Source organism: Candidatus Krumholzibacteriia bacterium, assembly GCA_035649275.1.
GTDB lineage: Bacteria > Krumholzibacteriota > Krumholzibacteriia.
In genome coordinates this window covers 1-12,154 of sequence record DASRJW010000053.1, presented here as the reverse complement: position 1 = coordinate 12,154, position 12,154 = coordinate 1, and the positions used below count along the sequence as shown (strand labels likewise).

The window sequence follows — 12,154 nt, the reverse complement described above, 5'->3', positions numbered from 1 at the left end:
TCCTCCTTGTGTGCCTCGGAGCGCCTCGGTACGCGGATCCCGTCGTGGTCGGCATACTCAGCGAAGGTCCGCCACTCCAGCCTGTCTCCCTTGATCTCCCAGTGGTCGATCCTTTCCACCCGCATCAAGAGATGGTTCTTCGAATCGAAGAAGAGCGCCCGTCCCTCGCCGTTCTCGAGCGAGTAGTGCACGACGTCGTAGCCCTTGGCGCCGGACAAGAGCCGGAGACTGGCGGCCCTGTCCCGCGCCTGCCGCAGGAACTCCTGGGGCAAGAACTCGAACTCTTCCCGCAGACGATCCCCGAGCTTCGGTGCGGGGATGGAATCCGGCTTCGTGTCGCCGGCCCCGACCTCGATCCCGTTCGCCGGGCCCACGATGGCGAAGGAGGGCTGCGGCTTGTCGTACTCGAGGGTCGCCTCGGACTTCACCGCCCCCAGCGCGGCGGAGTAGATCCAATCCCCCTTCAGCTTGTAGTCACGGTAGGCCCAGGGGCGATCGCCGTGGCCCTCGTAGTGGTAGGTACCGGTCAAGGAAACGCGGATGTCGCGGGCGCGATCGAGCAGCTCTAGGCCCCCGTGCGCCGTGACAGCCCGATCGAGCACCTCCGAGGCCCGGACGAAATTCTGATAGAGGAACGATTCCTGCGGTTCGCCCGAGCCGAATGCCGCAGTGCCGTTGGCACAGAACAGAGCTGCCACGCCGAGGTGCATGGCGAAACCTGCCATCAGGCGACGGATCATTCTACTCATGGAGTGCGACCCCACAGTGCTGACAATGCCTCGGGTTGAAGGTGCGTCCGAGATATTTGTCGCATGCCGGGCAGCGCCAGTTGCGCAAGGAAAAAGCCAAGAGGGCGAGAAACGCCACCAAGAAGACTGAGCCCCCCACGAGCGGCGACAGGCCGAAGATCGTTCCCGCTTCCTGGTCGTCCGTAAACGCAAGAGCGATGATAAGCAGGATCATGGGAACCGTGACCATGAGCTGTCTGCGGCGTCGCTTCGCGTAGTTGTCGCGGAATGCCGTCTTCTGGCCTTCCGTGTACTCCATGGTCGCCTCACTTACGATTCGGAATGGGCTGCAATATAGACTTCGACGCGAAAGCAGGTCAAGCCAGCCGTCCGGCCAACGCACGTGCAGCGAGTGTGACTCGGGTGTATCCTCGGCTCGAGAGGAGCCTCGAGTGCTCATGGCGGCAGGGCACGCGACGCCGGATGGGCCCAGGCGCTGGCACCGCGGCGAGGGCGACCCCTCGACTCGAGGAGGGCTCATGAACCCAGAGCGGGAGATTCCCATCGCTTGCGATCTCACGAAACTGTCACGGGAACAACGTGAGCGTGAGCAAGCCTTGCTCGCACGATTCAGGAAGACCGCCCGCAGGAGAAGCTCGGGCGAGACCCTCGAGTTCTCCCTGCCATCGGATCCACACACGCTCGCCGAGCTCGGCGAATTCCTGGGGCTCGAGCGGCTCTGCTGCCCCTTCTTGACCTTCGACCTGCGGATCGACGCCGCGGGAGAAGCGCATCTCACGATTTCCGGGCCGCCGGGGGCGAGGGAGTTCGTCAGCACCGAGTTCGGCGGCTGAGGGGGCAGCGATCGCGAGCGAACGGACCTACGATGTAGCAGTGATCGGCGGGGGCATCGTCGGTCTCGCGACGGCGATGGCGCTCACCCGCCGGCCCGGCCTGTCGCTGCTCCTCCTCGAGGCGGAAGGCCGCATCGCCTCGCACCAGACGAGCCACAACAGCGGCGTCATCCACTCCGGCCTCTACTACAAACCTGGATCGCTCAAGGCGAAGCTTTGCGTCGAGGGCCGGCAGGCGCTCTACCGCTTCTGCGAGGAGCACGGGATCCCCCACGACCGCTGCGGCAAAGTCGTCGTGGCGGTGCGAGCCGATGAGATCCCCCGCCTCGACGCCCTGGAGCAGCGCGGCCGCGCCAACGGCTTGCAAAACCTCCGCCGACTCGGCCCCGAGGGAATCCGCGAGCACGAGCCTCACGCCTGCGGTGTGCAGGGGCTCTTCGTTCCGGAAACCGGCATCGTCGACTTCGAAGCGGTGGCCACAGCCTACGCCAGCGAGGTTCGCCGCCAGGGCGGCACGATCGAGCTCGAGCGGCGCTTCCAGGGTTGCACGCGACGTGATGGCGAGCTCGTCCTCTCCACTTCGCGCGGGGAGCTCCACTGCCGGCATCTCGTGGCCTGCGCCGGGCTCTACGCCGACCGCGTGGCTCGCGCCTGCGGCGTCGATCCGGGAGTGCGCATCGTCGCATTCCGCGGCGAATACTGCAGCCTCGCGCCGGAACGGCAGCATCTCGTGCGCCACCTGGTCTATCCCGTCCCCGACCCGCGCTTCCCCTTCCTCGGCGTTCATTTCACTCGCCTCATCGGTGGCGGCATCGAAGCGGGACCCAACGCCGTCCTCGCCTGGAAGCGCGAGGGTTACTCGCGCCGCAGCTTCTCCGGGCGAGATGCCGCCGAGTGGCTCGCCTACGCCGGGTTCTGGCGCCTCGCCCGGCGGTACTGGCGCATGGGCCTCGGCGAGGCGTGGAGGTCGGTTTCGAAGCGCGCCTTCACCATCGCACTGCAGCAGCTCTTGCCGGAGTTGCGCCCTCAGGACTTGCGCCCCGCCGGTGCCGGCGTCCGCGCCATGGCCGTCGGAACGAACGGCGCCCTCCTCGACGATTTCCACCTCGTCGAAGCTCCCCATATGCTGCACGTGCTCAACGCGCCGTCCCCGGCCGCGACGGCCTCCATCGCCATCGGGCGCAGCATCGCCGCACGCGCCGCCGAGCTTTTCGATCTGCACCCGGTATCGCCTAACTAACTAATGAGGTCATCGTAATTCTCCTTGTGCGGTCTTTCGGCGAAATTCTATGATTTCGCCGACAATCACTTGGAGGCCGCCCGGTTTCGCCCTTGTTTCCACCTATGGCTCTGCGGCGGTGACTCATCATGGTCACTGCCCTGCAAACGACTCTCCCGCTGCTCATGGCTGAGCGGCGAGACCCTAAGGCGTGAGGAGACGTCCCATGACACCTTTGGCGATCATCGTCGCTATCGTAATCGTCGTTCTACTGTCAGGACTGCGCATCGCGCAAGAGTATCAACGTGGAGTTGTATTTCGCCTTGGTCGCTATAGGGCTCTACGTGGGCCGGGCTTGTACTGGGTCATCCCGCTGGGGATCGAGCGTGCGGTGACGATCGACATTCGCACACGAACCGTGTCCGCCGAGCAGCAGGAAACCATCACACGCGACAGTGTCACGGTCAAGCTCAATGCGGTGCTGTGGTATCGGATCACGGATCCGGCCAAGTCTGTTATTGCGGTCGCGGACGCTCCCGCGGCCGTCTACCAGTTGGCGCTGACGAGTCTGCGCAACTCCATCGGTCAACATGATCTCGACGAGGTCTTGCAGGAACGAGACAAGATCAATGGCTTGCTGCGTCAGAATATCGGGGGCTCCACCGCCGCGTGGGGTGTGGAGGTGGAACGTTTCGAGATGAAGGATGTGGAATTGCCTCAAGCCATGCAGGAGGTGATGGCCATGCAGGCGCAGGCGATTCGCGAGAAGCGAGCGCGGATCATCAAGGCGGACGCGGAGTTGGAAGCGTCCAGGAAGCTCGCAGAGGCAGCCCACCAAATGGCAAACAACCCCGTGGCAGTCGAGTTGAGGCGGATGCAGATGGTGACCGAAGTCGGCGCAGAGAACAACAGCACCACGGTACTGATGATCCCGTCGGACTTCGTGTCGCTCTCGAAGAGCCTCAGCGAGTATCTGCGCGAACAGAAGCCGAGTGGCGCATCTTAGTAGCCATGAAGATGCTTTGAGGTCTGGACCACTGAACCTATCTCGTCGCAATCGCGCTCGTGCTGGGGTTCCCGGTCCTGGCGCCCGCACCCAGCGCGGAGTAGGCTCTGGTCTGGAGCTGGTGACGATGAATCACCTTTTCGACGTGACCCGCATCCGCGAGCACTTCCCCGCCCTCACCCGGGCGCGCGCCCCCATCTATCTCGACAATCCGGCGGGGACCCAGGTGGCCCGCGAGGCGATCGAGGCCATGTGCGACTACATGTTGTACGACAACGCCAACCTCGGCGGCGTTTTCACCACGGGCAAGCGCTCCGATGCCATGGTGGCCGAAGCGCGCGCCGCCGTGGCCGACTTCCTCTGCGCCCCTTCCGCCACCGAGATCGTCTTCGGCTCCAACATGACCACTCTCACCTACGCCTTCAGCCGGGCCTTCGGGCGCACGCTCGAACCGGGCGACGAGATCGTCGTCACCAGGCTCGACCACGACGCCAACCTCGCCCCCTGGCTCGCCCTCGAGGAGCGAGGCGTTGTGCTGCGCTGGCTCGACGTGCATCCCGAGGACTGCACGCTCGACCTCGAGGCACTGGACGGCCTGCTCGGTCCGCGGACGCGGCTCGTCACCGTGGGCCTCGCCTCGAACGCCGTCGGCACGGTGAACGACGTGCCGCGCATCGTGCGCGCGGCACATGCGGCCGGGGCCCTCGCTTTCGTGGACGCGGTGCACTATGCGCCGCATGGGCCGATCGATGTCGGGCAGCTGGGTTGCGATTTCCTCGCCTGCTCGGCCTACAAGTTCTTCGGCCCCCACGTGGGCGTGCTCTGGGGCCGTTACGAACTTCTCGAACGCTTCCCGGCCTACAAGCCCCGCCCGGTGAGCGATGCCCCGCCGGACAAATGGGAAACCGGGACGCAGAGCCTGGAAGGCATCGCCGGCACAGTCGGTGCGCTGCGTTATCTCGAGTGGCTCGGGGAGGAGACGGCGGCAACGGCGCCGCGCACGCGGCGCGAGCGCCTGCAAGGCGCGATGCAGGCGATCCGGAACCGGGAGCGCGAGATCTCCCGGGCCCTCCTCGACGGCCTCGGCTCGGTGCGGGGCTTGCGCATCTACGGCAGCACCGACCGTGAACGGATCGAGGGAAGGGTCCCGACCGTGTCGTTCACCCTGGCCGGGCGCACGCCGCGCCAGGTGGCGGAACATCTGGCCGGCCGCGACATCCAGGTGTGGGAAGGAAACCACTTCGCGCCGGTGATCATGGAACGCCTCGGCCTGGGAGCCTCCGGAGGCACGGTCCGTGTCGGCGCCGTGCACTACAACACGCACGAGGAGATCGATCGGCTAGTGGCGGCGGTGACGGCTCTCGCCTGAGATCCTGTCTACGGTCGTCCGAGAACCCGGGCTGCGATCGAATCGGTCAAGGTGCGGCTCCATCCTGGATGACCCGTCGCTTCCGGCGGGCCGCTGCTGGTGACGACGGCGATCGCCACGCCTTGGCTGGGCCAGTGGGAAAGCACCGCGTTGGCGCCCCAGTCTTCGTAGCCGCGCGCCAGCAGCCGGCGCCCACCGCCGGGCGTCGGTGCGATGAAGACTCCGTAACCAGCGCTGCCGATCGAAACCGTCGACCGCCCGGCGAACATCTCGTCGCGCCAGCGGGCGGAGAGCACCTTCCCCGACCAGACCGCGAGCTGCCAGTCGATCAGCGCCTCGGGCGTGGCGAGGACCGCAGCAGAGCCGAGCACTCCGTAATTCCGTGCCCGGAGCATGGGACCAGGACGACCTGCGTCGAGACACTGCGCGACGAGGTGAGGATCGGTGAGATCGGTCTCGCTCCAATAGCTTATGCCGGAGACACCGGCCGGCACGAGCAGCTCGCGATGCACGAACTGCTCGTACGGCGTTCCGGCGACGACCTCCACCAGGATGGCGAGCAACTCATAGCCGTCGTTCGAGTAGCCGAACTTGCCGCGCCGAGCGGGATCGATCGGCACCTGGCCGAGGGCGGCGAGGGCGCGGTCGCGCTCGGCGATGCCCTCCGCGGCGTAGGCGTTGGCGAGACCCGAGGTGTGACCGAGGAGCTCTCGCACCCGGATCGCGCCGTGATCCGGCGGCAGGCCGGCGAGGTACTTCGCTAGCGAGTCCTCGAGGGCGATCTTCCCGCGCTCGGCGAGCTTCAGCGTCGCTGCTGCCGCGAAGTATTTCGAGATCGACGCCACCTGGAAGAGAGTGGAGCTGGTGACCGGTATCCGGCCCTCGCGGTCGGCGTGACCGGCGACCACCGTGAGTGGCTCTTCATTCTCGACCCGGACGGCGACGGCGCCTGAGAACCCCTGGGCAGCCGCCGCAGCGATCTCCGCCTCGATGGCGCGCCGGAGTTCGGCTGCGAGCCGCGGCTCCGCCCGCGGCGCGCACGACGGGCCGGCGACGAGGAACAGGAAGCTGGCGACGGCTCGGGCGCTGAGCATGGATCGCAGCCCTCTCGTTCACGGTTTCGGTGGATGGCCCAGATCACCGTATAGGACCCTAGGCATGATACCGGTCTGGAACGGCGGCGGGTGTGCTACTGTTGAAGTAGCGCCCACGAGCACCCTGAAGTCGACGACGAAGAGGAGAGCGAGCATGAGACGGATTCGCCTGGCGATGCTGGTTGCTGGTGCCCTGGTGGCGGTCGCCGCCACGGCGGGCCTCGCGGAAGAGAAGGCCGCCAAAACCAAGCTTCCCGACGCGGTGGCGAAGACCTTCGCGACGGCGTTCCCCGAAGGCGTGATCCAGAAGGCGGACGCCGAAGAAGAAAACGGCGTCATGGTCTACGACCTCGAGTTCAAGGACGGGGACACCGAGAAGGAGACGGACATCGCCGCGGACGGGACCATGCTCGAGTTCACCCTCGTGGTCGCTGCCGATGCCATGCCGGCCCCGGTGATGAAGATCATCAACGATGCCGCCAAGGGTGCGACGCTCGGACGGCTCGAGAAGATCTCGGTCAGCTACGAGACGAAGGACGGCAAGGTCGTCAAGCTGCCCGAGGCCCTGACGCGCTACGCGGCCGAGATGGCGAAGGGGAAGAAGACCGCGGAGGTCATCGTGAACGCGGACGGCACCGTGTTCGAGGCCCCCGAATGGGTCGAGCCGAAGCCCGAGGCCAAGGCGGCCAAGTAGGGTCGTCTACTGCGGGCGGACCGTTGCGCATCGCAACCGGGGTCAGAAGCTCTCGGTGCGGACGAGCCGGTCGCCCTCGAAGACGTAGATGAGGTGCTGCTCGACGTACGTCCAGCGCTCCTGCACGGAGCCGGCGTAGTCCTCGCGCACCCTGTAGGCGGGCCTTCCCAGGCTCTCGAAGACGGCGGCGCGATCACCGGCGAGCTGGAGCCGTAGGTTCGCGAGGCGGACCTGCTTGCGTTCTCTGGCGCCGTGGACGCCGTGCTCGACCTGGACCTCTGTCCCACCGATCTTCATGGTGAGAGAAACCTGGCGTGTGGTCAGCTGGACGTTCTCGAGCTTTCCCGCTTCGGCGAGGCTGACGACGCGGTCGAGCTGCCGCTGCAAGGCCGCATCTGCGTCAATTGCCCCAAAAGCGAGGGTAGCGACGAAGATTCCCGGTGTGAGGAGAAGTATTGTTTTCAATGGGACTCCACGCGAGGCTGAGGCGGGCGTCGGATTGATTATACCACGACGTTCACCAGGCGTCCTTTGACCACGACCACGTTGCGTGGCTTCCTCCCCGCTAGGGCCTCTTGCACCGCCTTCTGCTGCAGCGCCAGCGCCCGCAGCTCCGCCTCGGCGCTCTGCGCGGGCACGGTGAAGCGGCTCCGCACCTTGCCGTTCAGCTGCACCACGATTTCGACCTCGTCCTCCCGGGCGAGCTCGGCGTCGTATTCAGGCCAGGTGCTCTGGAAGACGCTCCCCTTCCCGCCCAGCACTTCCCACAGCTCCTCGGCGAGGAAGGGCGCCATCGGGGCCACGAGCTGAACCAGCGTCCTCGCCGTCGGCCGGGAGAGCTCCTTCGCCAGGTTCATGAACTCCATGATCGCGGCGATCGTGGTGTTGAAGTGGAGGTCCTGCTCCATGGAGCGCGTGATCTTGGCGATTGTCTGGTGCAGCTTGCGCTGGACGTCCCGCGGCTCCTCGACGTCCTTCGCCGCCAGCACCCGCTCCCAGAAGCGGAAGACGAAGCGCTGGGCGCCGACGAGGCCCGTCTCCTTCCACAGGATCGGGTCCTCGCTCGGGGCGAAGAAGAACATGGCGATGCGGGCCACGTCGACGCCGTATTGGTCCATGAGCTCGTGCGGCGACACCACGTTCCCCTTGGACTTCGACATCAGCTCGCCCTCGGCGTCGTAGACCATGCCGTGGTTGAAGAGGCGCAGCGTCGGCTCGTCCATGGGCAGCCAGCCGGCATCGTGCAGCACCTTGGTGATGAAGCGGAAGTAGAGCAAGTGCATGCAGGCGTGCTCGTCGCCGCCGATGTAGAGATCCACGGGCAGCCAGGTCCGCGCCGCCGCCTTCTCCCAAGGAAGGCGGTCGTTGTGCGGGTCCACGTAGCGGAACAGGTACCACGACGAGCACATGAAGGTGTCCATCGTGTCCGGATCGCGTTGCGCTGGGCCGCCGCACTTCGGGCAATCCACCTGCATGAACGCAGGATGGTCGGCGAGCGGCGACCGCCCCTTGGGGATGAACTCGCGGACGTCCAGGGGCAGCAACACCGGCAGCTGCTCCTGCGGCACGGGCTGCGCGCCACAGCGCGGGCAATGCACGATCGGGATGGGGCAACCCCAGTAGCGCTGGCGCGAGATGAGCCAGTCCTTGAGGCGGTAGTTCACCTTGGGGCGACCGACACCCCGGCGTTCGAGGTAAGCGATGACCTTCGGGATTCCGGAGGGCGTCGGCGTGCCGTCGAGGTCACCGGAGTTCACCATCGTCCCTGGATCCACGTAGGCTTCCGTCATCGTCGCCTCGTCGAGCCGGCCGTCCAGCGGCTGGATGACGACACGGATCGGGATGCCGTACTTCCGGGCGAAGTCGAAGTCGCGCTCGTCGTGCCCTGGCACGCCCATGACCACGCCGGTGCCGTAGGACGCCACCACGTAATCCGCCACCCACAGCTGCACTTTCTCGCCGTTCAGCGGATTGGTGACCAGGAGGCCGGTGAACACGCCGTCCTTATCGCCCTCCGCCAGACGCTCCCAGTCCTTCTTGAGCGTGGCCTTGCGGATGTAGGCCGCCACCTCGGGTCGCGTGCGCGCCACCTCCGCGGCCAAGGGGTGCTCCGGCGCCAGCACCATGAAGGTCACGCCCCAGGTGGTGTCGGGCCGGGTGGTGAAGACGGTGAGCTTGCGCCCGTCGCAATCGAAGTCGATCTCGCTGCCCTCGCTCCGGCCGATCCAGTTGCGCTGCAGGATCTTGATCTTCTCGGGCCAGCCTTCCAGGTGGTCGAGACCGTCGAGCAGCCGCTGGGAGAAATCGCTGTACTTGAAGAACCAGCAGTTCTCGATCTCCTTCTTGCCCACCTCGCGGCCACAGCGCCAGCAATGGCCGTCGTGCACCAGCTCGTTGGCCAGGATGCCGTCGTTGGGACACCAGTTCACCAGCGACGGGGCGCGGTAGGCGAGCCCCTGGGCAAAGAGCTGCAGGAAGAGCCACTGGGTCCACTTGTAGAAGTCCGGCTCGCAGGTGAGGACCTCGCGCTTCCAATCGTAGGAGATCCCCATGCGCTGCAGCGTTGCGCGGCCCAGGGCGATGTTCTTGTGCGTCCATTCGCGGGGGTGCACGCCGTGTTTGATGGCGGCATTCTCCGCCGGCAAGCCGAAGGCGTCCCAGCCGAAGGGATGCAGCACGTCGTAGCCGCGCATCCGCTTGTAGCGCGCCACCACGTCGCCGATGGAGTAGTTGCGAAAGTGGCCGATGTGGATGTCCCCAGAGGGATAGGCGAACATCTCGAGCATGTAGTACTTCTTACGCGGCGACGCCGCGGTGTCGAAGAGGTTCCACTCCCGCCATTTGGCGTGGCCCTTGGCCTCGATGGCCTTGAAATCGTACTTCTGGATCATCGTGCCCTCGTGCCACCTGTCCAGGAACCCTACTTCCGGAGCATCCACTCATACCAGCCGGAAAAAGCGAGCGGCGCCCGCCCTGACCCTGAGCGGGCGCCGCCTGTGGCTCTCTCGGATCAGGGCTTTTTCCGCTTGTAGTTGATCTCCATCACCTTGGTCTCTTTGCCGCCCTTTTCCACATCGGAAAGCTCGAGGACGAACTCATCGACGCTGATTTCCTTGCTCACCGCTTTCATCGTCTTCGTCGTGTTCGTCATCGGGTCCACGAAGTTCGAAGTCAGGGTCACGACCTTGCAGGTCCCGTCGCAGGTTCCCGCCAGGCTCATGAGCATCGTGCCGTAGGAATCGCACCAGCTGCCCACGTGCTTCTTCAGGGTGTTGTCGTAGCCGTAGATGCCCCGGCCTTCCCAGGGCCCGCCCATGAAGTTCGGCGACTTCATCGACTCCACGATGAAGCGGCCGTCCAGGATACCCTCGATCGTGGCCGTCCCCGTGGCCTCCATCGGCGGGGCGCCGGGCATCATGGCCTTGACCGTGACATCGTAGGTGCCGGCGCTCTTCATCAACTCCGTGTGATGCGGTCCTGGTGTGGCTGCCGCCATCATGGCCTGCATCTCTTTCTCGGTCGGTTGCTTCTGTTCCTGCGCCCCGACCGCCAAGACCAGCAGACCCAGGACACAGCCGATCGCAATTCCCGTGACTACCTTCTTCAACACCGATCCTCCTTGTTCGCCGCGTCCTCCGTGGACGCAGCAGGGTTCGACCGTTAGGCGACGGCCCGCGCCGTGCCGCGGTCAGCTCTTGGCGGCGGCAGCGCTCGTCCGCCGCACGTATTCCTTGCCGATCGCCACCGCCAGCAGCATCCACACCACGACCAGCGCCATGTTGGCGAAGGCGAATCCCTTCGTGCTCAACTGCAGGACGTTGAGCCCGACGTAAACGAGCCCCGCAGACAGCAAATCCCCCGCGCGCCAGAAGAAAGTATCCGTGGCCTGTTTGGCCTTGTACTTCTCCTCCCGTGTCGTCGGCAGGAAGAGAGACTGGCGCACGGTGTTCTGCAACGAGTAGTCCGTGGCGTTTTCCGCCGTCTTCACCAGGCGGATGACACCAAGGACCGGGGCCAGCGCCAGGAGAGTATAGCCGGCGAACGCGAGCATGGGCAGGACGAGGATCGCCACGCGCAACCCGAGGTACTTGAGAATCCGCGAGACCAGGAAGAGCTGCACCAGGAGCCCGGTGATGTTCACGGTGGTGAAGAAGCCGGCGTAGAACGAGGCGATCCCGTTGCGCACGAAGCGGGTGGTTTCCTCGGGGCTCGCCCCGGCGCCGAGCGTCGACCCCGCCAGCCGCTTGTAGGTCTCGCTCACCGAGTTCCCCAGGATGAACTCGCCATTCGTGTTCACCCAGTTGAGGAAGAGAATGAGGAAGGCGATCGCCAGAAGGTAGCGGGTGCGAAAAACGAGGCGGAAAGCTCCGGTCTTGGAAAGCGGCGCTTCCTCCTGCACGGCCTGCAGGGCAGCGCGGGCCTGGCGGCGTGCGTGCTCCCGTCTCTCCACCAGGTTGGTGAGCAGCGTGGCCAGCACCATGATCCCCGCCGAGACCAACAGCAAGTTGGCGGCGCCGAGCGGTGTGACGAGGGCGCGCGTGAGCATCCCGCCCAGGACGGCACCGGCGGAGGCCCCGAAGGCGAGGATCACGAACAAGCGTTTGCCTTCCTCGGGCGTGTAGACGTCGTTGGCCAGGGACCAGAACTGGGCCGGCACCATGAGGTTGAAAATGCCGACCCAGATGAAGAAACCGAGCCCCAGCCAGACGTTCCGTTCCACCGTGACGGCCAGCACGTAGAAGATCAACATGTTGGCGATGAAGAAGAGGTTGGCGGTGTTGAGAAGACGCCGGCGCGGCACGCGGCTCGCCAGCCGCGCGTAGAGCGGCACGGCCACGAAGAGGAGGAGCAGCGCTTGACCCGCTGAGGCATAGCTCTTGAGTTCCGCACCCCTCTCGCCGGAGAGGATGAGCGCCTCGCGCACGGGCTTGATGATGTAGTAGGAGATGAAGATGAGGAGGACGGTCATGGTCATGAGCAGGGCGGTGGCCGCTTCGCCGGCCCGGACCTCGACGAACAGTGAGAGGAAGCGCTCCAGGAGGCTCCGCCTCTCCGCCGGGGTCCCCGCTGCCTGCGCCTGCGTCGTCGTCATGCGAGGCTCAGGGTCTTTTCGACAGCAGTGAAGGCAGCGTCGAGGGCGCGCAGGGCCCGGCGCACGTCGTCCGCATTCACCACGAGAGGCGGCGTGAG

General features: G+C 65.7%; 12 protein-coding genes. 5 read left to right on the top strand and 7 right to left on the bottom strand.

All coding sequences use genetic code 11. From position 1 onward, the window contains the following. Together VFE28_05480 and VFE28_05475 are read right to left on the bottom strand one after the other, a co-directional pair. On the bottom strand, positions 1 to 749 hold a 749-nt coding region (locus tag VFE28_05480), incomplete at its 3' end, for a hypothetical protein (protein ID HZM15433.1). Further along, on the bottom strand, positions 742 to 1,047 hold the full coding sequence (locus tag VFE28_05475) for a hypothetical protein (GenBank protein ID HZM15432.1): 306 nt from the start codon (positions 1,045 to 1,047) through the stop codon (positions 742 to 744). The genes VFE28_05475 and VFE28_05480, both read right to left, overlap by 8 nt. 220 nt (positions 1,048 to 1,267) lie before the next feature. Here VFE28_05475 and VFE28_05470 point away from each other — a divergent pair, with 220 nt between their 5' ends. The 4 genes from VFE28_05470 (at position 1,268) to VFE28_05455 (ending at position 5,176) form a co-directional block, all read left to right on the top strand. Then, a complete protein-coding gene (locus tag VFE28_05470; protein ID HZM15431.1) occupies positions 1,268 to 1,582 on the top strand; it encodes a hypothetical protein in 315 nt (104 codons plus the stop codon). A 40-nt stretch (positions 1,583 to 1,622) separates the two neighbouring features. Beyond that, entirely contained in the window at positions 1,623 to 2,822 is a 1,200-nt protein-coding gene (gene lhgO, locus VFE28_05465) for an L-2-hydroxyglutarate oxidase (protein ID HZM15430.1), read from the top strand. A gap of 205 nt (positions 2,823 to 3,027) precedes the next feature. Next, positions 3,028 to 3,807, top strand: a complete 780-nt coding sequence (locus tag VFE28_05460) for an SPFH domain-containing protein (GenBank protein HZM15429.1) — start codon at positions 3,028 to 3,030, stop codon at positions 3,805 to 3,807. 127 nt (positions 3,808 to 3,934) lie between these two features. Further along, positions 3,935 to 5,176 (top strand): cysteine desulfurase-like protein, encoded by a 1,242-nt coding sequence (locus tag VFE28_05455; protein ID HZM15428.1) that lies wholly within the window; start codon positions 3,935 to 3,937, stop codon positions 5,174 to 5,176. Between the two features lie 8 nt (positions 5,177 to 5,184). On the opposite strand, the gene VFE28_05450 is transcribed toward VFE28_05455, so the two are convergent. Further along, a complete protein-coding gene (locus VFE28_05450; GenBank protein ID HZM15427.1) occupies positions 5,185 to 6,270 on the bottom strand; it encodes a serine hydrolase domain-containing protein in 1,086 nt (361 codons plus the stop codon). Positions 6,271 to 6,424: 154 nt separating this feature from the next. On the opposite strand from VFE28_05450, the gene VFE28_05445 reads away from it, so the two are divergent. Beyond that, complete coding sequence (locus VFE28_05445) at positions 6,425 to 6,964, top strand: hypothetical protein (protein ID HZM15426.1); 540 nt, start codon at positions 6,425 to 6,427, stop codon at positions 6,962 to 6,964. A gap of 42 nt (positions 6,965 to 7,006) precedes the next feature. Here the strand turns inward: VFE28_05445 and VFE28_05440 are convergent, their stop codons facing one another. The 4 genes from VFE28_05440 to VFE28_05425 all read right to left on the bottom strand — a co-directional run bounded on the left by VFE28_05440 (position 7,007) and on the right by VFE28_05425 (position 12,056). Then, complete coding sequence (locus VFE28_05440) at positions 7,007 to 7,429, bottom strand: hypothetical protein (protein ID HZM15425.1); 423 nt, start codon at positions 7,427 to 7,429, stop codon at positions 7,007 to 7,009. 38 nt (positions 7,430 to 7,467) lie between these two features. After that, positions 7,468 to 9,855 carry a leucine--tRNA ligase gene (gene leuS, locus VFE28_05435; protein HZM15424.1) on the bottom strand — a complete coding sequence of 796 codons (2,388 nt, stop codon included), beginning with the start codon at positions 9,853 to 9,855 and terminating at the stop codon, positions 7,468 to 7,470. 119 nt (positions 9,856 to 9,974) lie between these two features. Next, positions 9,975 to 10,574 (bottom strand): DUF1579 domain-containing protein, encoded by a 600-nt coding sequence (locus tag VFE28_05430; protein HZM15423.1) that lies wholly within the window; start codon positions 10,572 to 10,574, stop codon positions 9,975 to 9,977. 78 nt (positions 10,575 to 10,652) lie between these two features. Beyond that, on the bottom strand, positions 10,653 to 12,056 hold the full coding sequence (locus tag VFE28_05425) for an Npt1/Npt2 family nucleotide transporter (protein HZM15422.1): 1,404 nt from the start codon (positions 12,054 to 12,056) through the stop codon (positions 10,653 to 10,655). Between the last annotated feature and the right edge of the window lie 98 nt (positions 12,057 to 12,154).